Below are 24,109 nucleotides of genomic sequence, written 5' to 3'. Positions count from 1 at the left end.
GTTCGCCCATGGCTCGTGAGCGTCAGGTTACGCCTTTCGCCACGGCATTGCATGACCGATCATCATTGCCGTAAAGGCGCTTGATGCAGCTTTCTGCCAATGATGAGCCGAACAGGAGCAGACCATGCTCGATTCCATCGATCGCCGTATCCTCGCCGTGCTGCAGGAGGATGGCCGCATCACCAATCAGGAGCTGTCCGAGAAGGTCGGGCTTTCGCCGACACCCTGCCTGCGCCGGCTGAAGCGGCTGGAGGAGACCGGCGTCATCAAGGGCTATGCCGCGATCGTCGATGCAAAAGCCTATGGCCTGCCCTTCAGCGTCTTCGTCTCGGTGCGCCTGTCGCAGCAGACGCAGGAGAACATCACCGAGTTCGAGAAGGCCGTCGAAAGCTGGAGCGAGGTCACCGAATGCTATCTGATGACCGGCAGCCAGGATTATCACCTGCGCGTCCTGACCGACGGCATCGAGGGCTATGAGCGCTTCCTGAAGCAGAAGGTGACGCGCCTGAAATGCATCCAGTCGGTCGAATCCAATTTCGCGCTGGCCGTGATCAAGAAGCGCAACGGCCTGCCGCCGCTTTAGACATCGGCGCCACCCACGCCGTCATTGCGAGGAGCGAAGCGACGAAGCAATCCAGAGCGGCAGAGCTCGACGTCCCCGTGGATTGCTTCGCTGCGCTCGCAATGACGGCGTGGGTGGTCTCGCGATGGCAGCGCGGATGGCCTTGCTCCCTATTGCCCGCCGAACAGCGCCGCCGCTGCCGCACTCGCCATCTTCTTCTGCTCATGGGCGACGCCGGGCACGGTGATCTCGCGCCAGCGGCTTTCGACGCCGAGCCGCTTCGCCTCGACTGCTGCGACCGCGACGAAGTTCTGGCCGCGCGCGAAGCGGTTGGGGCCCTGCGCCTCCGCGCCCTTGCTCGTGTTCAACTGGGGATGGTTGGGGTCGACATCCTGATCGCCCAGCATGATCAGCAGAGGCTTGGCGAAAGCGGCCTTGAGGCTGGCATCCGTCGCCGGCGTGCCGTCGAGCGAATAGGGAAAGCTGAACCCACCCGCCGCATCCTTGCCGACGGGCAAGGTGTAATAGCCGGCATTGGCCGAGATCGCGGTCGAGAAGCGCGCCTGCGGCATCAGCATCACCATGCGGTGGACGAACTGCGCCCCGGCGGAATGGCCGAAGAGCACATAGCTCGAGCCCGAGACGCGGCCGCTCTTCAGGCCTGCATCGAAGAAGCGCTCGATCACCGCATAGAGCCATTTCGCATGGTCGGGCTCGCCCTGGACGCCACCCTGCTGGAACAGACGGGTCGGGAAGCGGTCCTTGTCGAAATGCGGTGCCGCAATCAGCAGCCCGTGGCGATCGGCCGATCCGATCCAGTAGTCGCGTGTATTGGCGGCGTTGCGCCCCAGGCCGTGCACCGCGATGACGAGCGGGCACGGCTTGCTGGCGCAGGCCTGCGGGACATAGGTCTCGATATTGATCGTTTCGCTCCCCGCCGGCGAAACGTCTTCATGCAGCACATGGCCGCGCCCGACCTCCTGGAAAGGCGTCAGGTCATGCGCCGCGAGGGGCGTCGCAAAGGGTATGGCAAGAGGCGTGGCAACGGATACGGAGATACAGGCGGCCAGCATCGCCGCCATCGTCGAGAGCTTGATCATCGTCAGTACCTTGCATCATCGCCCAGCGCGATCCTGCGTCGCGAGGCGATGACGGGCAAGCGCGATGGCTCATCTTGACGGCCTTCAGCGCTGAGCGATGGCGTTGTTCTCGCCCGTCATTCCGGGGCAGGCCGCAGGCCTGAGCCCGGAACCCAGAACCGATGCGTGTTGTCATGAAGCGAACCCGCGCCCCATGCCTTCTCAAGCGGCGGCATCGGTTCTGGGTTCCGGGCTCGATCCTTCGGATCGCCCCGGAATGACGGGGGAGCCTCGGTCGCAGGCCGGTCTCAAAACCCTCAGGCGCCCACGCGCTCCATCGCCCGGCGCACCACCAGCGTGACCTCGTTGTCGGAGAGGAAGAGGTCGTGGCGCAGCATGCTCCAGCCCCGCCCCGAGGTATCGGCGACGCGCACGCCCAGCGCCTCCAGCCGCGCGCGCTCCGCCGCGCCGGCGCGGGCAACGCCGCCGGCAATGCGGGCGGATACGGCGAGAGCCCGGTCGCCCGGATCGATGATCAGCGTCATGCGCTGCGCCAGCGGGCCGAGCTTCGAGACCGTCTGCTCGAAGGCGTCGATATCGACATCGGGCGAGGCGAAGACGATCGCGCCGATGCGCGAGGAGACGTCGGTCTCCGCACGCAATTCGCGCAGCGCCTCCAGCGTCAGGAAGGTGCCCATCGAATGCGCGACGATATGGATGCGCCCGACGGTGGGGTTGTTGACCAGGGCCCGCAGCGCCTGGACGAAACCGTCGCGCGACCAGAGCGCGCTTTCGCGGTCATAGCCATAGTCGAGCAGCGCCCCGCCGGACGGCCAGCTGAACAGGGCCGTGCGGCCCTGGAATTCGAGCGCATGCGAAAGCTGGGCCGCGCTGCGTGCCGCGGATTCGAAGGTCTCGTTGTAGCCATGCACGTAAAGCAGCACGTCGCGGCCGTTGACGGCCTCGGCGAAGCTGCGGGCCGCCCCCGTCGAGGTCCGGCGATCGAGCCCGAGAACGGCCCAATCGCCATTGACGACGGAGGAGACCCGGCCGGCGATGCCGCGCCCGGGAGGAGAGAGCTGCGCCTCGGCGAAGGTCAGGGTCCCGCGCTCCGGACCGAAGAAGGGCTGGCCGCCGCCGGTCGGCTTGCGCGTGGTCACCACCAGGAGCGTCGGCTCCTTGCCCAGGGCGGATGCGTCCGCGCGCGTCGGCTCGGAAAAGGGCGAGACGGCGGCTTCGGTCTGCGCGCAGGCTGCCAGGGTCGTGGACAGCAGCGCGAGCAGCAGGGAGCGTCGGCAAAGGGATGCGTGCCGCAAATCTGGCATGGGTGGAGACTATCCAAAGCGTCAGGAGGTGGCCGAGTTGGCCAGCACGGCCTTAACGCCACGCTAACGCGGCCAGATTGCGGCGTGTTCGAGGCTGATCAGGATTGGAGCCTGATTGGGATGGGAGGCTGATTGAATTTTCGAGCCCTCATCCCAATGGCTCTCTCAGCGGCCGACGATCGCAGCCGGCGCCGTGACTACGAGATTGACCGTCGATCCGACCGTGCCGACGACGCCGCTGGCAACGTCGCCGAGCTTGTCGCCCAGGCCCGGTCCCGCCGTCGCGATGCCCTTGTCGGCCTCGAGGCGGCGGCCGATCAGTTGCACGACCTTGGGCGAGGCGGCGAATTTCGCGTGGTTCAGGCTGTCGCTTGTCGAGATGTCCGAGATGTCAATGATGCGCGCGCCGAGCTTTTCCAGCTCCGCCACGATCTCGGTGTCCTTGGACGAGATCGCGCCCAGGCGCGTCTTGTCGCCGGCGAAGCGCCTGGAGAAGGCGAGCGCCCGGTCATCGGCCGAGACGAAGACCGTCACCGGCCGCTTGATCTGGCGCATCTGCGTCTTGAACACGTCGAGATCGACATCGGGCGCGGCGAGGATGATGTCGCGCAGCTTGCCGCCGAAGCCGCCGTCGCCGCGAATCGCGGCCTGCCGCACCGCCTCCAGCGTCAGGAGGGTGCCCATCGAATGGGCCAGGATGTCGATGCGCGTCGTACCGATCTCACGCGAGATGGCGCGGAGGTTCGCCTCCAGGAAATCGCGCGAATAGAAGGCGCTCTCGCGATCATAGGGGTATTGCAGGAGCTGGCCCCGCGAGGGCCAGGTGAACAGCACCGGCACGCCCTTGAAGCCGGAATCATGGACGATCTGCGCGAAGCGATAGGCCGCATCGGCGAAATTCGTGTTGTAGCCGTGTACGAAGACCAGCACGTCGCGCTCGGAGGCCGGGCGACGCATGATCTCGCGCCTGACCTCGGCGACGACCGGCGACAGGTCGAGGCGGTCGACCTCGACGACAGCGAAATGCTTCGCCGGATCAGCTGCAGCGCCGGCATCGGGCAGTTCGAGCTCGCCGGACTTGTGGCTGCGCGGAACGGTGATGTTGAGCTTGGCGAAGCCGAGCGCCAGCCCGCGCTCGCCATTGAAATATTCCGGCAGGTCGGAGGATGCCCGCGTGGTCGCGACGAACATGCGGACCTTGCCGACGATGTCGCCCTGTTTCTCCGAGGCGGTCAGCAACAGGGTTCGCGACTGCCCGCCACAGGCGGAGAGCGCCAACGCAGCCAGCAGGAGCACCGGGGCCAAACGAAACTGCAACAGCACACGCCTCATCCCGCATAGCTCTCACCCAGGCCGCGCATGATCAAGATGTATCCATGACACAGTGACGACGGATCGACGCCTTGTCGGCCAAGCCTTGTCGCCCATGCCCAAGCCTTGTTAGCTCAGCGCCATGAGCGATGCTTCCTCCCCCGCTTCCGTCTCCTCCGCGTCCGTCCCGGCGCTTGGCGAGGCGATCCTCGCCGGCGAACGGGCGGCGCTGGCGCGCGCCATCACCTTGGTGGAATCGCGCCGGGCCGATCACCGGCGGCAGGCGCAGGCCTTGATCCAGCAGCTCCTGCCCAAAGCGGGCAAAGCGATCCGCGTCGGCATCACCGGCGTGCCGGGCGTCGGCAAATCGACCACGATCGACGCGCTCGGCAGCTATCTCACCGCCAAGGGCCACAAGGTCGCGGTGCTGGCGGTCGATCCGTCCTCGACCCGCAGCGGCGGCTCGATCCTCGGCGACAAGACCCGGATGGCGCGTCTCGCGGTCGACCCATGCGCCTATATCCGCCCCTCCCCGTCTTCCGGCACGCTCGGGGGCGTCGCGGCCAAGACGCGCGAGACCATGCTGCTCTGCGAGGCGGCCGGCTTCGACGTCATCCTGGTCGAGACCGTCGGCGTCGGGCAGTCGGAGACGGCGGTCGCCGATCTCACCGATTTCTTCCTGGTGCTGATGCTGCCCAATGCCGGCGACGAATTGCAGGGCATCAAGAAGGGCATCATCGAGCTCGCCGACATGATCGCGGTCAACAAGGCCGATGGCGCGGGCGCCGCCGCAGCGCGGGCGGCGGCCGCGCAATACCAGGCGGCGCTGCATATCCTCGCCCCCGCCTCGCCGCTCTGGTCGCCGCCCGTCATCACCATCTCCGGCCTGACCGGCGAGGGGCTCGAGGCGCTCTGGAGCAAGGTCGAGGCCCATCGCGCCCGGCACGAGGCGAAAGGGCTGATCGCGGAGAAGCGCCGCCGGCAGGATGTGAAGTGGATGTGGGCGATGGTGCAGGACCGGCTGCAGGCAAGACTGCGCCACGACCCGGCCCTGAAGGCGCGCACGCCAGAGCTGGAGGCGGCGGTGGCAGCGGGCAGGCTCGCGCCGACGCTCGCCGCCGAAGAGATCGCCCAGGCGCTCGGGCTGTGAGAGCCTGCCGGAAGCTTGATGATTTTCACCGGAACCACGCGTCATTCCGGGGCTTCGCGCAGCGAAGAGCCTGGAACCCAGAACCGCTGTCACTGCCGAACGAAGCGACCCGGTCGCGTACTCTTTCTTTTCCACCTGCGGTTCTGGGTTCCGGGCTCAGGCCTACGGCCTGCCCCGGAATGACGGTAGTGGTTCCAACGTGCTCTCAGGCCCGGACACCATCCCAAGGCGGGACAGCAGCCACGGCACGCCGCTTGAAGCACCCGGCGCTCACGGAGGCTTCGATGGCTCTATCCCGGCGTTCCCTGCTGGCTGCGGCGCTTTTTGGCACAGGCATGGCCCATGCACCCGGCGTATCGGCGCAAGCGCCCAAGCGCGCGGCGGGCTCCGCCGCGCTCGGGCAGTTCGGCCTGGAGGCGGCGCAGTTCGGCCTGCGCGCGGGCTCGCCGGACGACCAGTCGCGCATGCTGCAGAACGCCCTGATCGAGGCGGCCAGGCGCGATGCGCCCCTGATCGTCGCGCCCGGCCGATACCGCATCGCCAATGTGACCCTGCCCGAGGGCGCCCGGCTGATAGGCGTCCCTGGCGCAACGCAGTTCACGGCTGCGCAGGCCGGCCCCATCCTGCTGGCGCGCGGGATCAAGCGCGCCGCGCTCGTCGGCATCGGGCTCGATGGGTTGGATATCCGCATCGCCCAACGAAGCGGCCTGCTGAGCGCCGACGAGGTGCTGGATCTCAGCCTGCAGGATTGCGAGTTCACCAATGCCGGCTCGATCGGCCTGAGACTGGACCGCACGGGCGGCCGCATCCTGGGAAACCGCTTCCGCAGCATGCGCGAATCCGCCCTGTTCTCGCTGGATTCGCGCGGGCTCTCGATCGAGCAGAACCAAATCGAGGATTGCGGCAATAACGGCATCCAGCTCTGGCGCAGCCAGCCCGGCGACGAGCAGTCGATCATTCGTGGCAACCGCCTCAACCGCATCCGCTCGGATGCCGGCGGCGACGGCCCCAACGGCAACGGCATCAGCCTGTTCAAGGCCGGCGGCGTCATCATCGAGGGCAACAGCCTGCGCGATTGCGCGCTGACCTTCATCCGCAACAATTCCGGCTCCAGCGTGCAGATCATCGGCAATCAGGGCCGCCGCTGCGGCGAGACCGGGCTCTATGCCGAATTCGCCTTCGAGGGCGCGCTCATCACCGGCAACCTCGTCGAGGATTGCGCGCAAGGGATCAACGTCACCAATCTCGACCATGGCGGCAGGCTCAGCGTCGTCGCCAGCAACATCATCCGCAACGCCCGGAAGGGTTTTGCGCCGAAGGGCAAGGAGCTCATCGGCGGCGCCGGCGTACATGTCGAGGCGGAAGCGGCGGTGACCGGCAACGTCATCGAAGACGCCAGCGATATCGGCATCTCGCTCGGCTGGTCCTGGGGCATGCGCAACCTCGTCGCGACCGGCAATATGGTGCGCAAGACCGGCATCGGCATCTCGGTCTCGCTGGTGCCGAAGGAGCGCAACGCGCTGATCGCCAACAACACCATCGCGGAGGCGAGGAGCGGCGCGGTGGTGGGAACCGAATACGGCCGGGCCGTGACCGGCGATCTGACGAAGACGGCCGATGCCAGGGCCGCCGGCGTCAAGGTGGAGAACAACGCGGTCGGCTGAGGCGAAACCAGGGCGCAATGAAACACCGCCGTCATTCCGGGGCAGGCCGCAGGCCTGAGCCCGGAACCCAGAACCGATGCGCGCGACGTTTGAGGCTCGCCATGCGAGCGCGTTATGGAGAACCCGCATCGGCTCTGGGTTCCAGGCTCGATCCTTCGGATCGCCCCGGAATGACGGCAGTGTTTCCCGCAAATCGTTAGACGCTGGCGCCGGGTCGCAGCGCCCCGACGGCCTCGTCGACGCTGTGGAAGAGATGGTCCTGGCCGATCGCGGCGACGACGCCGAATTGCTGCAGGGCCTGGCGCGCCCGCACCGATTCGACGCGGGCGATCGCAAAGGCGATGCCCCGGTCGCGGCAGACACCGGCCAGGGCCAGGAGCGATTGGGCGGCGGTGTAGTCGATCGCGGCGATGCCACCCGCCTCGAGGACGAGGAGCGCCGGGCGCTGACGTTCGAGCAGGTCCAGCATGCCGTGCTGGAAGCTCTGCGCATTGGCGAAGAGCAGCGGCGCCTGGAAGGCGACGACGAGGACATCGGGCACCGGTTCGGTCTCGCCGCCCTCGCCCGGCGGCCACCAGATCGTCGTCCCCGCGATCTTGCTGAACTCGATCGGCTGGCTGCGCGTCGTCATCCAGACGCCGTGGATCAGCGACAGGCCGACGCCAATGGCGACGCCGGTCTCGATCGGCAGCAGGATGATTGCGAATGCGGTGCACAGGATCAGGGCGAATTCGGCCGGCGCCTGCCGCGCTATGGTCAGGATCGTGCTGAGCCGGAAGATCCGCTGCGCGACGCAGAGCAGGACGCCTGCCAGCGCGGCCTCCGGCACATGGGCGAGCAGCGCGCCGCCCGCCAGCGCCAAAGCGAGCACCAGGGCTGCCGCCGTCAGCGCGCCAAGCTGGCTGCCACCGCCGCTTTCGACCACCACCGCGGTGCGCGGCGGGCTCGCATTGACGGGAAAGGCGCCCGCCAGCCCGGCGAGCAGATTGGCGGCGCCCAGGCCGAGGAAGTCGCGGTCGACATTGGCCTCCCGCCCGTCGGGATCGCGGAAGGAGCGGCTGACGGTCGCCGTCTGCATCATGACGACCAGGCTGATGATCAGCGCCAGCGGCAGGAGCTGCCGGAAATCCTCCCAGCCCAGATCCGGGCTGAAGCGCGGCGGCAAGCCCTCGGGCAGGACGCCGAGGACCGCGACGCCGCGCGCCTCGAGCCGAAACAGCATCACCGCCATCGTCGCCAGCCCGAGCGCGATCAGCGCGCCCGGCAAGCGCGCGGTGATGCGCTCGCAGACCAGCATGATCGCCAGCACGGACAGGCCGATCGCCGTCGACACAGGGTTGATCGCGCCTCTTTGCGCATAGATCTCCTGAACCTGCGAGACGAGCTTGTGGCTGCCGCCGGGAAGGCCGAACAGGCCAGGCAATTGCGACACCAGGATATGGATCGACACGCCGGCCAGGAAGCCGGTGATGACGGGCGTCGACAGCAGAGCCGCGATCCAGCCGAGCCTCAGCACGCCGCTGAGCAGCAGCAGCACGCCGACCAGGAGCGCCAGCGTCGGCGCTGTGTGGCCCAGATTGCCGCCGCTGCCGGCAAGTGCGGCGAGCGCTCCGGCGAAGATCGGCGTGATCGTCGAATCGGCACCTACGGTGAGGAGGCGGCTGGCGCCGAAGACGGCGAAGCCCAAAGTGGCCGCAACGAAAGCGAAGAAGCCGATCTGCGGCTCGAAGCCGCCGAGACGCGCGGTCGCCATCTGCTCGGGAATGGTGATCGCCGCGAGCGTCAGCCCGGCGACGATGTCGCGGCCGAGCCCAGGGAAGCGCGATGCCCCTACCCCGGGCGCCGGCTCAGCCGCGATGCTTCGTTCAGAACCCGGCGAGATCGGGAGTTGCGGCATGGCCATGCACCGTCATCGGGCTGCGAGGATCGTCCCGATCAGGCGGGATGGCAATCCGTCGCGTCGCTCAGAAGCCGGCCGCCCTCACCCGCCCGACCTCGATGCCGTTCCAGTTCTTCAGCACGCTTTCGCGCAGCGGCGCGAAGGCTGTCGCCTCAGCCTCGTCCAAGGGCAGGAAGCGCGCGATCAGCGCCGCCATGACGACCTCGGCCGCCCGTCCTGCGCCATCGTCGCATTTCAGCGCGATGCCGTAGCCGAGCTCCGGCAGCGAACCGCAATAGACGCCCTCGGCGCCCGTCTTGATGAAGGCGCGCTCGCGCAGCTGCTCCATCGCGCGGGTGTCGAAGCGCCCGGTTCCGGCCACCATGAAGGGATGGGCCGCCACCGCCTTGCGGATGCGGGCCGCAGCCTTGGCGCGCTCCGGGCCGAGGCCATGGCCGGTGCCGAGGCGGGCGAAACCGAGCGCCAGCGCCTTCAGCGGCACGGCATAGGAGGGGATCGAGCAGCCATCCGTGCCCATCCGTTCACTTGTATGCGCTGCACCGGTGACGCCTTCCAGCGCCCCGCGCACCGCCTGCTGCACGGCATGGCCAGCCCCGACATAGCCGGCAGGATCCTCGTCCAGCCCGCAGGCGAGGCAGACGAAGCCGGCATGCTTGCCCGAGCAGTTGTTGTTCAAGGCGCTCGGCTCGGCGCCTGCCCTGGCGATGGCGCGGGCGGCGGCCTCGTTCATCGGCCAATGCGCGCCGCATTCCAGGCAGCCGGCATCGCGCCCGGCCTTCCTGAGCATGGCGAGCGAGGTCTCGGCATGGAGCGGCTCGCCGGAATGGGAGGCGACGGCGAGCGCGATTTCCGGCTCGCTCAGGCCGTAGCGATCGGCCGCGCCGCTCTCGAACAGGGGCAGCGCCTGGATCGCCTTGACGGCCGAGCGCGGGAACACCGGCCGCTCGACATCGCCGGCCGAGAAGACCACGCCGCCATCGGCATCGACGACGATCAGCGCGCCGCGATGGCGCGACTCGACGGTGTTTCCGCGGGTGACCTCGGCGAGAACGGGATTTTCCATGGCAGGCTCCGATATCCGGCGGGCCAATCTTCGACAGGGTCATGCGGCCGGCGCGTGGCCTTGTGGCGTTTGGCGCTCGACCTGTCAAAAGCGATGGCGCAAACTGGCGCGGCCTGCGATGGAAGCGGCGCGCGCCCGCGCCGATCCGGGCTGCAAACAGGAACCGGGAAGCCTTCGAGCCGCTGATGCCAGAGACTGCAACCTCGCCGGACTACGAGACCGAATACAACAACCGCGCCCGCGTGCCCGAGCATCCCGGCATCATCGCCGGCTGGGCCAGCGACGCGGCCGCCTATCGCGAGGGCGCCGTCTGCGAACTCGGCGTGTCCTATGGCGACAGCGCGCGCCAGTATTACGACCTGTTCAAGCCCCAGGCCGTCCGCGGCAACGCCATCGTCATGTTCATCCATGGCGGCTACTGGCAGGCGCTCGATCCGGGCTTCTTCTCGCATATGGCGCGCGGGCTGAACCAGCTCGGCGTGCCCGTCGCGGTCGCGGGCTATGATCTCTGCCCGCAGGTCGATCTCGGCCACATCGTCTGGGAGATGCAGCAGGCTGCCGCCGCGCTGTGGCGGCGTTTCAACCTGCCGGTCGTTGCGGCCGGCCATTCCGCCGGCGGACATCTCTCGGCCTGCCTGCTCGCGACCGACTGGAAGAACGTCGCTTCCGACCTGCCGGAAAAGCTCGTGCCGGCGGCTTATGGCATCTCCGGCCTCTACAATCTGAAGCCGCTGACCGAGACCAGCATCAACGGCGCCCTGAACCTCGACATGGAAGCCGCCGAGCGCGAAAGCCCGCTGTTCTGGCCGGCGCCTTCCGGCCTCGTCATGGATGCGGTCGTCGGCGGGGCCGAGAGCGAGGAGTATCTCAAGCAGAGCCGCCGCATCGTCGATGTCTGGGGCCTCGAAGGCGTGCGCACACGCTATGGCGAGATCGCCGGGGCCAACCATTTCACGGTGCTCGCCGACCTCACTGACCCCGCAAGCGCCATGAGCCGCAGGCTCGCCGAACTCGCCGGCGCTTGATCTGACCATGCCGGAGGCTCTATCCAGAAGTTGAGCGTCCGTTTCGACGCCTCCAGCCCTCATCCTGAGGAGCCGCGCAGCGGCCTCTCGAAGGATGCTCCAGATGGTTCGGGAGCCTCCTGGAACATCTTTCGAGACGCCATTCCAAAAGGAATGGCTCCTCAGGATGAGGGCTGAGGGTTGTTTCCACAAAAGCCTCTGATGAGTTGCGGAGCCCCACGATGCAGACCTTCTTCGTCGAGATCAAATGCAAGCTCGGCAAGACCTATGCGGTCGCCAGCGAACTCGCCGACCGCGAGATCGCCTCGGAAATCTACTCGACCGCCGGCAATTACGACATCCTGGCGAAGTTCCATGTCGCGGCCGATGTCGATATTGGCCATTTCATCGCCCAGAAGGTGCAGTCGATCCCGGAAATCTCCGACACGCACACGATCATTACGTTCAAGGCGTTCTGAGCGGAGACGTAGGCTCTCCGCCACGGCTTAATCTCACGACGCTCGGCGACCACGTTATTCTCTGCCGTCATTCCGGGACATGGCGCAGCCATGGGCCCGGAACCCAGAACCGATGCGTGTCGTCGTGAAGCGAGCCGGCCCCCCCTTGCCTTCTCAAGCAGCGGCATCGGTTCTGGGTTCCGGGCTCGATCCTTCGGATCGCCCCGGAATGACGGCAGAGAATAGCGCCATCGCTCAGCGCTCAAGGCCGTCAGAGCAAGCCACAACGAGCAATTCAGGGCATCGTCGCCAGCCCCGCGTTCAAATCGCCGAGAGCTGCCAGGCATATTGGTAGCTGCCATATTCGGTGCTGGTCACGCCGTTGCGTTCGGTGCCGGGGAATTTTTCCGGCGGCGTCACCACCGTGACCCGGAAAACGCCGGTCTTGCCGGGCTTCAGCAGCCCCATATGCACGGCGGCAGCCCCAAGCGCCGAATCGCCGCTATAGATATCCGTGCCCCAGAGCTGGCCTTCGACCACGCCCGTAATGCGGAAATAATAGACCGCACCAACTTTTTCGCAGAGTCCGTGCATGTTCGGCGGCGCCTCGGAGGCGACGGAGTTCTGATCGAGCAGCTTCTTGAGCTGCCGGCGCGACAGCTGTCCGCGCCGGTCGAAATAGGCGATCAGGTCCTGGACGACTTTCATGGCAAGCCTCCTTTCACGGCATGTCTCCCGGCTCCAGGGTGATGACCCGCCCATAGGGCGGCTGGAAGGTCGAGGAGGGTTTCGGCAGCACCCAGAGCACCGCATAGGGAACGGGCTCGGCCGGGTAGGTGATGTCGCCATCGGTGATGACGACCGCGGCGGTCACACGCCCATCCTCGGCCAGAGCGGCGAGCGCCGGCGTCAGGTCGCTGCCGCCATAGCCTGAGATCTCGTAAGTCGCGAGCCCGCCCGGCGAGAGGATTTCGTCGGAGGTCACGACGGTATCGCACTGCACGACGCGGATCTCGTCGACCCCGGCCACATCGCAGAAATCGGCGATGGCGCCGAGCACGAGCGGGATCTCGTCCCCCATCGAGGCGCTGGTGTCGAGGATGACGTTGAGCATCCAGGAATGGCGCTTGCGGCCCGGCATCACGAGATCGGTGCGGTCGTTGCCGCGCCGCGAGGCGCGGGTGAAGCTCCGCTCGCCCGGTGCTGCGCCTTCGAGCCAGATCTGGAGCGCGACATGCCAGGGCGTGCGGTAGAGGCCGCGCTGTGCCTGGACATGCTGCTGCGAACCACCCGGCCCGTCACCGCGTCCGCGCATCGCGCCCATCGCCTTGGCCAGCACCATGCCGCGCCCGGCCAGATCGCGGATCGCCCGGCTGCGCTCAGCCTGGTCGGCCGTGTCCTGCGGGAAAAGCTCGCGCTCGCGCCTGGCGTCGAGCGCGTCGCCCATCGTGCCGTCGGGCGCCTGCCGGGCAGCGCCGAGCACCTGCTCGACGGTCGCGACCTGTCCCTCCCAGACCTGCGTGCGGGAGGACATGAAGTGGCTGCTGCGGCGCATGTCGAGGACGATCTCCTCGGCCGATTTCTCGCGCGCGCCGGGCATGTCGAGCCCGCCCGCCGGGATCGTCACCGTGCCCAACGCCTGCCGCAGGATGTCGTTGAGGATGTAGTCATGGGCGTAGTTGAACTCGAGCGCGGCGCTGCCGCGCGCCCGGTCATGGGTGCGCAGCGCCAGATGCAGGAGCTCGTGGGCGAGCACGAAGACGAGATCGTCGGCCGAGAGCCGCGCTGTGAAGGACGGGTTCACCAGCATCCGGCCGGAGGCGAAGACGCCCATCGTCGGCACGCGCGCATCGATCTCGACGCGCACCGCCGCCGCCAGGCCCGAGAGATGCGGAAACGGGACTGTCACCAGCCGCAAGCCCTTCGCGATCCGCGCGCGGGTGGCGCGTTCATCGGCAGGCCTCTCCGGAGCGCCGTTCATGCCGCCGCGACCTTGCGCAGGAGCGCGTGCATGGCGCGGTCGGCCCCGAGCGCGCCCCATGTCTCGACCATGTCGTTGAGCAGGAGGAGCTGATGCTCGCTGGAGAGGGCGCGCAGGAAGCGGTTGACGACATGCGGCCTGATGCCGTCAGCCCGGCCGTCGCGGACGAATTGGCGGATGCAGTCGAGGATGAACCAGCGCGCCGAATCGCCCTTGGGCAGGAGCTCCGGCTTGCGCAGATATTCCTCCAGCGGCCGCACGGCGCCGATCGAATCCTCCGCCAGCGCGCAGAACACCACCGCATCCTCCGGCGAGAGCCGCCCGAAAGCCAGCGCCCGGCGCGTCTCGTTGCCGAGCAGCCCGGCCTTCTGGGCCATGTCGAGCGCGCGCGACAGCAGCGCCCAGGCGCGCGGCGTCGAGAACGGCGTCGGCTCGGCCGGCACCGGGCGCATCAGGGCGTCGGGAATCGTCGCGATGAAGCTGCGGATCTCGGCCCGGACGCCGGCGCGCTGCGCCCAGGCGAGCCATTCCGCGACATCCACCCGCAATTGCAGGATGGTGACGCGGTTGACGAGGGCCGAGCTCATCGCCCGCACCAGGGCGCGGTCCTGCAGGCGGTTGCCCGCTGCGACCACCCAGGTGCCCTTGGGCAGGGCATGCTCGCCGAGCCGGCGCTCGAGCAGGAGCGAGTAGAACGCCTTCTGGACGTCGGGCGAGCAGGCCGGCAATTCATCGAGGAACAGGCAGAAGGGTTCAGGCTTCTCCGGCAGCAGGACGCGCGGCGGGCAGAAGACCGAGCGCTCGCCGATGATGCGCGGAATACCGCTCACATCCTCAGGAGCGATCTGCGTGCCGAGCAGCGAGCGGCAGGGCAGGCCGGCCTCGCGCGCCGCCTCATAAACCAGCTCGGACTTGCCCAATCCCGGGGCCGAAAGCAGCAGAAAGCTCTGCTCATGAGCCATGCACTGGATCAGTTGCTTGGCCTGACGCAGCGTGACGACTTCGTCGAAGGCTGAGCGCATTGCGTCCATCATCCCCTCCCAGGAAGAACCGCCAGGAACAGCCGGCCAATGACCGAGCGGCGGGCATGTGGGAACGATAATTCAGCGCAACCATGGCGCTCCAAGCGCATTATTTTTTCGCGATGCCGGCCTTGTTAAGCCGCCATTCATGCTGGGCTGGCGGCGGGCTTCCACGCTGCCTTCGGCAGCTGGGCTCGGTGCGGGTTCGAAGAATTTGCCTCGGCGCGAGCCCTTCATCTCCCGCCCGCGCTTGACGCCGCCGCTTTTCCGCGCGACCCCGTTTGCTCGGATTGACGGCGATGCGAAGGAAGCGTGGGGATGGCCAAGAGTACCTTGTCGGCGGATATGCGCTCGGGCGCGCTCGTCTACCATCGCAGCCCACGCCCCGGTAAGATCGAAATCCAGGCGACCAAGCCGCTCGGCAACCAGCGCGATCTGGCGCTGGCCTATTCGCCCGGCGTGGCTGCCGCCTGCGAGGCGATCGTCGACGATCCCAGCCAGGCCGCCGAACTGACCTCGCGCCAGAACCTCGTCGCCGTCATCACCAACGGTACCGCCGTGCTCGGCCTCGGCGACATCGGACCGCTCGCCTCCAAGCCGGTGATGGAGGGCAAGGCGGTCCTGTTCAAGAAATTCGCCGGCATCGACTGCTTCGACATCGAGGTCGAGCAGAAGAACATCGAGAAATTCGTCGAGGTCGTCGCGGCGCTGGAGCCGACCTTCGGCGGCATCAATCTCGAGGACATCAAGGGTCCCGAATGCTTCGAGATCGAGGAGCAGCTCAAGGCCCGGATGCAGATCCCGGTCTTCCATGACGACCAGCACGGCACGGCGATCATCGTCAGCGCGGCGGTGCTGAACGGGCTCGATCTCTCCGGCAAGCATATCGGCGAAGTCAAGATCGTCGTCTCCGGCGCAGGCGCCGCCGCGCTCGCCTGCCTCAACCTGCTGGTCTCGCTCGGGGCCCAGCGCCGGAATATCTGGGTCACCGACCTCGAAGGCGTGGTCCATAAGGGCCGCAACACGCTGATGGACCGCTGGAAGGAGGTCTATGCGCAGGAGACCGACGCCCGCACGCTGGCCGAGGTCATCGGCGGCGCCGACATCTTCCTCGGCCTCTCCGCGGCGGGCGTGCTCAAGCCCGAGATGGCCAAGCAGATGGCAGCCAAGCCCTTGATCCTGGCGCTCGCCAACCCCAACCCCGAGATCACGCCGGAGGACGCGCTCGCCGTGCGCCCGGACGCGATGATCTGCACCGGGCGCTCGGACTATCCGAACCAGGTCAACAACGTCCTGTGCTTTCCCTATATCTTCCGCGGCGCGCTCGACGTGCAGGCGACGACGATCAACGAGGCGATGAAGCTCGCGGCCGTGCGCGCCATCGCGGCGCTTGCCCGTGAGGCGACCTCGGACATCGCGGCGCGCGCCTATGGCGGCGAGGCCTCGACTTTTGGTGCGACCTCGCTGATCCCCAACCCCTTCGACCCGCGCCTGATCCTGCGCATCGCACCCGCCGTCGCCGAGGCCGCGATGGCGACCGGCGTGGCGCGCAAACCGCTCGAGGATGTCGAGGCCTATCGCGAGGACCTGTCGCGCTTCGTCTTCCGCTCCGGCTTCATCATGAAGCCGCTCTTCGCCCAGGCGAAGGCCGACCCCAAGCGCGTGATCTATGCCGAGGGCGAGGATGAGCGCGTGCTGCGCGCCGCCCAGGTCGCGCTCGAGGAAGGGCTCGCGGTCCCGATCCTGATCGGCCGCCCGAGCGTGATCGAGACGCGCATCGAGCGCTTCGGCCTGTCGATCAAGCCCGGCCGGGATTTCGAACTGATCAATCCGGAGGACGATCCGCGCTATCGCGACTACGTCCAGACCTATCTCGACATCGCCGGCCGGCGCGGCATCACGCCCGACGCCGCCCGCTCGCTGGTGCGCACCAACAACACGGTCATCGCGGCGCTGGCCGTGGCGCGCGGCGAGGCCGACGCCATGATCGCCGGGCTGGAGGGGCGCTATCTCTCGCGGCTGCGGCACATCAAGGACATCATCGGCCTGCAGCCCGGCGTCTGCGACATCTCGGCGATGACCCTGATCATCACCAACAAGGGCGCCTTCTTCCTGGCCGACACCCATGTGAAGGCCGACCCGACCGCCGAGGAGATCGCCGACATGACGGTGCTCGCGGCGAGCCATGTCGCGCGCTTCGGCATCGAACCCAAGATCGCCTTGCTCTCGCATTCGGATTTCGGCGCCGCCGACACGCCCTCCTCGCTCAAGATGCGCAAGGCTCTCGGCCTGATCCGCGAGCGTGCGCCGGAGCTGGAATGCGACGGCGAGATGGAGGCCGATACCGCGCTCGTCGCCATGGTGCGCGAGCGCGTGCTGCCCTCGTCGCGCCTGAAGGGCGTCGCCAACGTCCTGATTTTCCCCAATCTCGACGCCGCCAACATCGCCTATCAATTCGCCAAGGTGCTGGCGGACGCGCTGCCCGTCGGGCCGATCCTGATCGGCGCGGCCAAGCCCGCCCATATCCTCACCGGCTCGGTGACGGCGCGCGGCGTCGTCAACATGACGGCGCTGGCGGTGGTCGAGGCGCAGGAGCGGGCGGCAATCGCAGTGGCTGGCTAGACGCGTCATTGCGAGCACCCGGGTCTTGCCTCGGCAAGCCCGAGTCCAGGCTCCGCGAAGCAATCCAGGGGCCGTCGAGCGAAACCTCCTGGATTGCTTCGTCGCTCACGCTCCTCGCAATGACGGATCTTCGCGGAGTTTATCCTTGGGCCGACCAAAGGTCGGACCCGGGGGCGCAGCCCCGGAATGACGCCGTGGTTCCAATTCAAACCACCGGTCTCCAAGACCTGTTTTTCCGCCTTGGCAGGCGCTGAAAGCCGGGCTCTACTTCCCTGACGATGCCTGTGCGCCGCAGAGTCGGCCACCGCCAGGGGAGGCTTCCATGTTCGACGTCACGCGCCGCGCCGTGCCCTTCCTGCTTGCCGCAGGCTTTGCCATCTCCGGCGTGGCGACGGCCGCCGCTCAGGTGGTCTTCCACCGCGGCAATGACGGCGACCCCGAGACGCTCGACGCCCACAAGACCTCGACGGTCACCGAAGCGCATCTGCTGCGGGACCTCTCCGAGGGGCTGGTCATCCACAGCATGAAGGGCGAGGTCGTGCCCGGCGTCGCCGAGAGCTGGACGATGTCGCCGGACGGCAAGACCTACCTCTTCAAGCTGCGCAGCACCGCGAAATGGTCGAATGGCGACCCGGTCACTGCGTCTGATTTCGTGTTCTCGCTGCGGCGGATGGTGAACCCTGAGACCGGGGCGAAATACGCCAATATCCTCTATCCCATCCTCAATGCCGAGAAGATCAACAAGGCCGCTGCCGACACCAGGCTCGACGATCTCGGCGTGAAGGCGCTCGACGAGCACACCCTCGAGCTCAAGCTGGAGCGGCCGACGCCCTATCTGCTTGAACTGCTGACGCATCAGAGCGGGCTGCCGGTCCACCCGGCCTCGGTCGCCAAGTTCGGCAAGGATTTCGTCAAGCCGGAGAACTGGGTCTCGAACGGCGCCTATGTGCTGAAGGAGTTCGTGCCCAACTCCCATATCCGGCTCGACAAGAACAAGGCCTTCCACGACGCCGCCAACGTCAAGATCGACACGGTGATCTATTACCCCTCCTCGGATCTGGCTGCCGCGGCGCGCCGCTTCCAGGCCGGCGAATTGCACCTGACGACCGACATCCCGGCCGACCAGATCAAGCAGTTGCGCGAGAAGCTCGGCGACCAGGTCAAGGTCGCGCCCTATCTGGGCACCTATTTCCTGATCATCAACAGCGCCAAGAAGCCCTTCGACGATGTCCGCGTGCGCCGGGCGCTGTCATTGGTGATCGACCGCGAATTCATCGCCGACGAGATCTGGGGCGGCACGATGCTGCCGGCCTATGGCGTGATCCCGCCCAATATCGGCAATTACGGCGAGCGCGCCGAGGCCGACTTCAAGAACGCCTCGCCGCTCGACCGCGAGGACGAGGCGAAGCGGCTGCTCGCCGCCGCGGGCTTCGGCCCCGGAGTGCCGCTGAAAGTCCAGCTGCGCTACAACACCACCGACAACAACCGCCGCACCATGATCGCCATCGCCGAGCAGTGGAAGGCGATCGGCGTCGAAACCTCCTTCATCAACACCGACGGCAAGACGCATTTCGCCTTCCTGCGCGACGGCGGCGATTTCGACGTCGCCCGCTATGGCTGGATCGGCGATTATTCCGACCCGCAGAACTTCCTCTTCCTGTTCCAGAGCGACAATACCGGCTTCAACTCGGGCAAATACGACAACCCGACCTTCGACAAGCTGATGAAGACCGCCGCCGACGAGGTCGACCTCGCCAAGCGCGCCGCGATCCTGCGCGAGGCCGACGCGATCCTGGCAGCCGACGTGCCCTGGATCCCGATCCTGTATTATTCCACCAAGAACCTGGTCTCGCCCAAGCTGGTCGGCTTCGAGCAGAACCTGCGCGGGGCGATCCCGACGCGGTTCCTGAGCTTGAAGCCTTGAATCTTGCTGTCATTCCGGGGCGCGCCAAAGGCGCGAACCCGGAACCCACGACTGGACGGGCGTTTGCGACTGGTTTCGGCGCAAGTCTCACCCGGTCGTGGGTTCCCGGCTCGGCCCTTGCGGGCCGCCCCGGAATGACGCGGCGCGTCCGCTGATGCTCCCCTTCATCCTGCGCCGCCTCGCAACCGCGATCCCGACGCTCTTCGTCGTGGTGACGCTGTCGTTCTTCCTGATGCGCGTCGCGCCCGGCGGGCCGTTCGATCTCGAACGGCCGCTGGAGGCCAAGGTGATGGAGAACCTGCGGCGCATCTACCAGCTCGACCAACCGCTCTATCAGCAATACCTGACCTATCTCGGCGCGCTGCTGCGCGGCGATTTCGGCCCGTCCTTCTATTTCCGCGATTTCTCGATCGCCGAACTGTTCGCGCAGGGCCTGCCGGTCTCGATGCGGCTCGGCGCCTGCGCGCTGGCGCTCGCCCTCCTGATCGGCGGGCCGCTGGGAGCGCTTGCCGCCTTCCGCCAGAACGGCAACGCCGACCACGCGGTGATGGGCTTCGCCGCGGCCGGCATCACCATCCCCAATTTCGTCGTCGCGCCGGTGCTGCAGATCGTCTTCGGGCTGACGCTCGCCTGGCTGCCGGTCGGCGGCTGGAATGGCGGGGCCTTGCGCAACGTCATCCTGCCGGTCGTCACGCTGGCGCTGCCGCAGATCGCGGTGATCGCGCGGATGACGCGGGCGGCCATGATCGAGACCCTGCGCGCCAACCATATCCGCACCTTGCGTGCCCAGGGGCTCGACGGTTCAACGGTCGCACTGCATGCGCTGCGAGCCTCGGCCCTGCCGGTGGTCTCCTATCTCGGCCCGGCGGCGGCAGCCCTTCTCACCGGTTCGGTCGTGGTCGAGACGATCTTCGGCATTCCCGGCATCGGCCGCTATTTCGTCGAGGGCGCGCTCAACCGCGACTACACGCTGGTGATGGGCACGGTCGTCGTCATCGCCGTCTTCGTGCTGGTCTTCAACCTCGCGGTCGACCTGCTCTACGCCCTGCTCGACCCCCGCGTCAGGTTGGATTGAGCATGGCGCGATGAGCGATTCGCCTCTCACGCCCCTGCCCATGATCGGCCGCTCGCTCTGGCAGGATGCGCGCAACCGCCTGATGCGCAACCGCGCGGCGGTCGCGAGCCTGATCGTGCTGGGGCTGATGGCGCTCTCCTGCATCGCCGGCCCTTGGCTCACCGGCCACCCTTACGACCGGGTCTATCCCGACTATGTCCGCGTGCCCGCCAGCCTGGAGAGCTATCCGAAAGCCGATGCGATCCCCGCCGCCGTCCAGCGCATCGCCGCCCGCATCCGCGCGACGCCGGGCGATGTCGCGGTCGTGGGCGAAAGCCTGCGCCTGACGCTGACCTCGCCACGCCCGATCGACCAGCGCCTGCTGGTCTATTTCGACCGCTCCGACCAGTTCGGCACACCCCGGATCACAGCGAATGAAGAGGAGGGCCGCAGGCTTGCCCTCGAGGTCCCGCTCAAGCGTCAGCGCTTCCTGTTCGGCACCGATGCGAATGGCCGCGACCTCCTGACCCGCACCCTGATCGCGGGGCGCGTCTCGCTGGCCATAGGCCTGCTCGCGACCGGCGTCGCGCTGATCATCGGCGTGCTCTATGGCGCGGCCGCCGGCTATCTCGGCGGGCGCATCGACATGCTGATGATGCGCGTGGTCGATGTGCTCTACGCCCTGCCCTTCATCTTCTTCGTCATCCTGCTGGTGGTATTCTTCGGCCGAAACTTCATCCTGATGTTCCTGGCAGTGGGCGCGATCGAATGGCTCGACATGGCCCGGATCGTCCGGGGCCAGACGCTCTCGCTCAAGCGGCAGGAATATGTGCTGGCGGCCGAGGCACTGGGCGTCACCACGGGCGGCATCATCTGGCGCCACATCATCCCCAACACACTCGGCCCCGTGATCGTCTATGTCACGCTGCTGGTGCCCAAGGTCATCTTGCTGGAGAGCTTCCTGTCCTTCCTCGGGCTCGGCGTGCAGGAGCCGATGACGAGCTGGGGCGCGCTGATCTCGGACGGCGCGCGCGCCATCCAGGGCGCCTGGTGGATGCTGGCCTTCCCCGCAGCCTCCCTTGTGACGACGCTGTTTGCGCTCAACTTCCTCGGCGACGGCCTGCGCGACGCGCTCGACCCCAGGGATCGCTAGGATGACGACGGGCGATCCCATCCTCTCGATCCGCAATCTCCATGTCCGCTTCCGCAGCAATGACGGCATGGTCGAGGCGGTGCGCGGCGTCGATCTCGATGTCGGGGCCGGCGAATTCGTCGCGATCGTCGGCGAATCCGGCTCCGGCAAGAGCCAGAGCGTCATGGCCGCCATGGGCCTGCTCGCCAGCAACGGCGAGGCGACGGGCTCGATCCGCTATCGCGGCGCGGAACTGCTCGGCCTCAAGGCCGCCGCGCTCAACGCCTATCGCGGCCGCAAGCTCGCGATGATCTTCCAGGAGCCGATGACCTCGCTCGATCCGCTGTTCAAGATCGGCGCGCAGATCGCCGCACCCTTGCGCAAGCATCAGGGCCTGTCGCGCAAGGCGGCGCGCGCCAGGGCGCTCGAACTGCTCGAACTGGTCAGGATGCCGCGGCCCGAAGCCAGGCTCTCATCCTACCCGCACGAGCTCTCCGGCGGCCAGCGCCAGCGCGTGATGATCGCGATGGCGCTCGCCAACGACCCCGACATCCTGATTGCCGACGAGCCGACCACGGCGCTCGACGTCACCATCGAGGCGGAGATCCTGGCGCTGATCGCGGAACTGCGCCAGCGTCTCGGCATGGCGGTGATCCTGATCACCCATGATCTCGGCCTCGTGCGCCAGCATGCCGAGCGCGTCTATGTGATGAGGCAAGGCGAGGTCGTCGAGAGCGGGACGAAGCGGCAGATCATCAGCGCGCCCGCGCATCCCTATACCCGGATGCTGCTCGCAGCCGAGCCGGAAGGCCGCAAGGCGCCGCCGCCCGACGACGCGCCCATCCTGCTTTCGGCGCGGGATCTGCGCGTCAGCTATGATCTGTCGCGCGGTTTCCTGCGCCGCGAGACCGCCCTGCTCCACGCCGTGGACGGCGTCGACCTGACGCTGCGGCGCGGCCAGACCATCGGCATCGTCGGCGAATCCGGCTCAGGCAAGTCGACGCTCGGCAAGGCGGTGCTGAAGCTCGTGCCGTCGGCTGGCACGATCCGCTTCGAGGACCGCGCCCTCGCGCCGCTCGACCGCGCCGCGATGCGGCCCTTGCGCAGCAGCCTTCAGGTCGTCTTCCAGGACCCGTTCGGCTCGCTCTCGCCACGCCTGACGGTCGGCGAGATCGTCAGCGAAGGCCTGCTCGTGCATGCGCCCCATCTCACGCGCGCCGAGCGCGACCTGCGCGCCGCGCAGGCCCTGGCCGAGGTCTCGCTCGAGCCTGCCTTGCGCAACCGCTACCCGCATGAATTCTCGGGCGGCCAGCGCCAGCGCATTGCGATCGCCCGCGCCATGATCCTGCACCCCAAGCTCGTCGTGCTGGACGAGCCGACCTCGGCGCTCGACCGCACCGTGCAGAAGAGCATCGTCGCGCTGCTCAAGGACATGCAGGCCCGGCATGCCCTCTCCTATCTCTTCATCAGCCACGACCTTGGCGTGGTCCGCGCCATGGCGGACTGGGTCATGGTGATGAAGGATGGCTGCGTCGTCGAAAGCGGGCCGACGGAGGCGATCTTCGAGGCGCCGCAAGCGGATTACACGCGCCGGCTGATCGCGGCTTCGATCAAGGCTTGAGCGGAGATGTCGACCGCAACAACCGCTCCGTCATTCCGGGGCGATCCGAAGGATCGAGCCCGGAACCCAGAACCGATGCGGCTGCCTGAGAAGGCACGGGTCGCCGGGTCGCTTCACGAGGACGCTTAGCGGTTCTGGGTTCCAGGCCCATGGCTTCGCCATGTCCCGGAATGACGGTGCGGTGCCGTCGAAAACGCTCAGGAACGCCCGAGCACCTCCGGATTCATCACCCGGGTCGGCTTGCCGTCGAGGAAGGCGAGCGCGTTCTCGATGCTCTCGCCATAGTACTCGGCCAGGACCGGCGCGGCGGAATAGCCCTGATGCGGCGTCAGCACGACATTGGGCAAGCTCCGCAGCGGGTGATCGCGCGGCAGCGGCTCCTGATCGTAGACGTCGAGCGCGGCACGGATCGCGCCCTTGCGCAGATGCTCCAGCAGGGCGCCCTCGTCGATGAGCGGGCCACGCGCCGTGTTCACCAGGCAGGCGCCGCGTTTCATCGCGGCAAGCTCGGCCGCGCCGACGATGCCGCGCGTGCGCTCGGACAGGACGAGATGCAGCGAGACCACGTCCGAGGTCGCGAACAGTTCATCCTTCCCGACATAGGCTACGCCTGCGGCTGCGGCGGCCTCGGCGGTCAGGTTCTGGCTCCAGGCGACGACCTCCATGTCGAAGGCCTTGGCGTAGCGCGCCACGCGCTGGCCGAGCTTGCCGAGGCCGACGATGCCGAGCCGCTTGCCGGCAACGACATCTCCCAGCGGCAGGCCCTCATGCCAGCCGCCGGCCCGCATCAGCGCATCGGCCTGCGGCAGGCTGCGAGCATTGGCGAGAATCAGCGCGAAGGCGAGCTCGGCTGTTGCCGCACCGACATGTTTTCCGCCGGTGTTGCTGACGATCACGCCGGCCGCCGTGCAGGCGGCGAGATCGAGCGTCTGGGCGCGTCCGCCGGTCAGCGCCAGGAGCCTGAGCTTCGGCAAGCGGCCGATCAGCGACGCGCCGAAGGCCGTGCGCTCGCGCGTCGGGATGATGATCTCGGCGTCGGCCAGCGCGGCCGCGACCGCCTCCTCGCTGGCGAACGCCTGGCTCAGGAAACGAACGTCCGCCCGGGCCTCCAGCCCGGACCAGTCGGCGGATTGCCGGGCGACATGCTGGCTGTCGTCGAGGACGATGACGAGAGGACGGTTCATGCAGACTTCCTTCACTTCAGCTCGGCCGCCTCAGCTGCAACGCATCCTACTCT

19 protein-coding genes are annotated in these 24,109 nt (G+C 67.5%); 10 read left to right on the top strand and 9 right to left on the bottom strand.

What is annotated here, in order from left to right:
• Positions 1–124: 124 nt before the first annotated feature.
• Positions 125–583 carry an Lrp/AsnC family transcriptional regulator gene (locus CYD53_RS20305; protein WP_103719900.1) on the top strand — a complete coding sequence of 153 codons (459 nt, stop codon included), beginning with the start codon at positions 125–127 and terminating at the stop codon, positions 581–583.
• A 149-nt stretch (positions 584–732) separates the two neighbouring features.
• Here CYD53_RS20305 and CYD53_RS20300 read toward each other — a convergent pair whose 3' ends face one another.
• From CYD53_RS20300 to CYD53_RS20290, 3 genes are all read right to left on the bottom strand, one after another.
• Complete coding sequence (locus CYD53_RS20300; RefSeq protein WP_103719899.1) at positions 733–1,662, bottom strand: alpha/beta hydrolase family protein; 930 nt, start codon at positions 1,660–1,662, stop codon at positions 733–735.
• A gap of 296 nt (positions 1,663–1,958) precedes the next feature.
• Positions 1,959–2,957 (bottom strand): alpha/beta hydrolase, encoded by a 999-nt coding sequence (locus CYD53_RS20295; RefSeq protein ID WP_425428328.1) that lies wholly within the window; start codon positions 2,955–2,957, stop codon positions 1,959–1,961.
• 174 nt (positions 2,958–3,131) lie between these two features.
• The gene (locus tag CYD53_RS20290; protein WP_181011953.1) at positions 3,132–4,283 is read right to left on the bottom strand and encodes an alpha/beta hydrolase; all 1,152 of its coding nucleotides are present in this window, start codon (positions 4,281–4,283) and stop codon (positions 3,132–3,134) included.
• 136 nt (positions 4,284–4,419) lie between these two features.
• On the opposite strand from CYD53_RS20290, the gene meaB reads away from it, so the two are divergent.
• Complete coding sequence (meaB, locus tag CYD53_RS20285; RefSeq protein ID WP_103719896.1) at positions 4,420–5,427, top strand: methylmalonyl Co-A mutase-associated GTPase MeaB; 1,008 nt, start codon at positions 4,420–4,422, stop codon at positions 5,425–5,427.
• Between the two features lie 284 nt (positions 5,428–5,711).
• Entirely contained in the window at positions 5,712–7,091 is a 1,380-nt protein-coding gene (locus CYD53_RS20280) for a TIGR03808 family TAT-translocated repetitive protein (protein WP_181011952.1), read from the top strand.
• A 196-nt stretch (positions 7,092–7,287) separates the two neighbouring features.
• Here CYD53_RS20280 and CYD53_RS20275 read toward each other — a convergent pair whose 3' ends face one another.
• Both CYD53_RS20275 and CYD53_RS20270 read right to left on the bottom strand, forming a co-directional pair.
• The gene (locus CYD53_RS20275) at positions 7,288–8,988 is read right to left on the bottom strand and encodes a SulP family inorganic anion transporter (RefSeq protein ID WP_103719957.1); all 1,701 of its coding nucleotides are present in this window, start codon (positions 8,986–8,988) and stop codon (positions 7,288–7,290) included.
• Between the two features lie 67 nt (positions 8,989–9,055).
• On the bottom strand, positions 9,056–10,054 hold the full coding sequence (locus tag CYD53_RS20270; protein ID WP_103719894.1) for an asparaginase: 999 nt from the start codon (positions 10,052–10,054) through the stop codon (positions 9,056–9,058).
• Positions 10,055–10,239: 185 nt separating this feature from the next.
• On the opposite strand from CYD53_RS20270, the gene CYD53_RS20265 reads away from it, so the two are divergent.
• Together CYD53_RS20265 and CYD53_RS20260 are read left to right on the top strand one after the other, a co-directional pair.
• Positions 10,240–11,079: an alpha/beta hydrolase gene (locus tag CYD53_RS20265; RefSeq protein WP_103719956.1), complete on the top strand. Its 840-nt coding sequence runs from the start codon at positions 10,240–10,242 to the stop codon at positions 11,077–11,079.
• Between the two features lie 221 nt (positions 11,080–11,300).
• On the top strand, positions 11,301–11,537 hold the full coding sequence (locus CYD53_RS20260) for an Lrp/AsnC ligand binding domain-containing protein (RefSeq protein ID WP_069690405.1): 237 nt from the start codon (positions 11,301–11,303) through the stop codon (positions 11,535–11,537).
• 300 nt (positions 11,538–11,837) lie between these two features.
• Here the strand turns inward: CYD53_RS20260 and CYD53_RS20255 are convergent, their stop codons facing one another.
• Genes CYD53_RS20255 through CYD53_RS20245 form a run of 3 tightly spaced genes read right to left on the bottom strand, consistent with a single transcriptional unit; the run spans position 11,838 to position 14,528 of the window.
• A complete protein-coding gene (locus CYD53_RS20255; protein WP_181011951.1) occupies positions 11,838–12,224 on the bottom strand; it encodes an LCCL domain-containing protein in 387 nt (128 codons plus the stop codon).
• A 13-nt stretch (positions 12,225–12,237) separates the two neighbouring features.
• A complete protein-coding gene (locus CYD53_RS20250) occupies positions 12,238–13,497 on the bottom strand; it encodes a vWA domain-containing protein (RefSeq protein ID WP_181011950.1) in 1,260 nt (419 codons plus the stop codon).
• Complete coding sequence (locus CYD53_RS20245; protein WP_210202388.1) at positions 13,494–14,528, bottom strand: AAA family ATPase; 1,035 nt, start codon at positions 14,526–14,528, stop codon at positions 13,494–13,496. Before CYD53_RS20245 ends, CYD53_RS20250 begins: the two co-directional genes overlap by 4 nt.
• A 309-nt stretch (positions 14,529–14,837) precedes the next feature.
• On the opposite strand from CYD53_RS20245, the gene CYD53_RS20240 reads away from it, so the two are divergent.
• The 5 genes from CYD53_RS20240 to CYD53_RS20220 all read left to right on the top strand — a co-directional run bounded on the left by CYD53_RS20240 (position 14,838) and on the right by CYD53_RS20220 (position 22,872).
• The gene (locus CYD53_RS20240) at positions 14,838–17,141 is read left to right on the top strand and encodes an NADP-dependent malic enzyme (RefSeq protein ID WP_103719890.1); all 2,304 of its coding nucleotides are present in this window, start codon (positions 14,838–14,840) and stop codon (positions 17,139–17,141) included.
• Positions 17,142–17,463: 322 nt separating this feature from the next.
• Positions 17,464–19,065, top strand: a complete 1,602-nt coding sequence (locus tag CYD53_RS20235; RefSeq protein WP_103719889.1) for a peptide ABC transporter substrate-binding protein — start codon at positions 17,464–17,466, stop codon at positions 19,063–19,065.
• Positions 19,066–19,219: 154 nt separating this feature from the next.
• Positions 19,220–20,140 (top strand): ABC transporter permease subunit, encoded by a 921-nt coding sequence (locus CYD53_RS20230; RefSeq protein ID WP_103719888.1) that lies wholly within the window; start codon positions 19,220–19,222, stop codon positions 20,138–20,140.
• A 10-nt stretch (positions 20,141–20,150) separates the two neighbouring features.
• Positions 20,151–21,272 (top strand): ABC transporter permease subunit, encoded by a 1,122-nt coding sequence (locus CYD53_RS20225; RefSeq protein WP_103719887.1) that lies wholly within the window; start codon positions 20,151–20,153, stop codon positions 21,270–21,272.
• Position 21,273: 1 nt separating this feature from the next.
• Positions 21,274–22,872, top strand: a complete 1,599-nt coding sequence (locus CYD53_RS20220; RefSeq protein WP_103719886.1) for an ABC transporter ATP-binding protein — start codon at positions 21,274–21,276, stop codon at positions 22,870–22,872.
• A 197-nt stretch (positions 22,873–23,069) separates the two neighbouring features.
• On the opposite strand, the gene CYD53_RS20215 is transcribed toward CYD53_RS20220, so the two are convergent.
• A complete protein-coding gene (locus CYD53_RS20215; protein WP_103719885.1) occupies positions 23,070–24,056 on the bottom strand; it encodes a D-2-hydroxyacid dehydrogenase family protein in 987 nt (328 codons plus the stop codon).
• Positions 24,057–24,109 lie beyond the last annotated feature (53 nt).

Source organism: Allobosea psychrotolerans (assembly GCF_002917105.1).
GTDB classification, from domain to species: domain Bacteria; phylum Pseudomonadota; class Alphaproteobacteria; order Rhizobiales; family Beijerinckiaceae; genus Allobosea; species Allobosea psychrotolerans.
The sequence above is the reverse complement of the archived record's forward strand: the minus strand, read 5'-3'. Positions and strand labels throughout refer to the sequence as shown.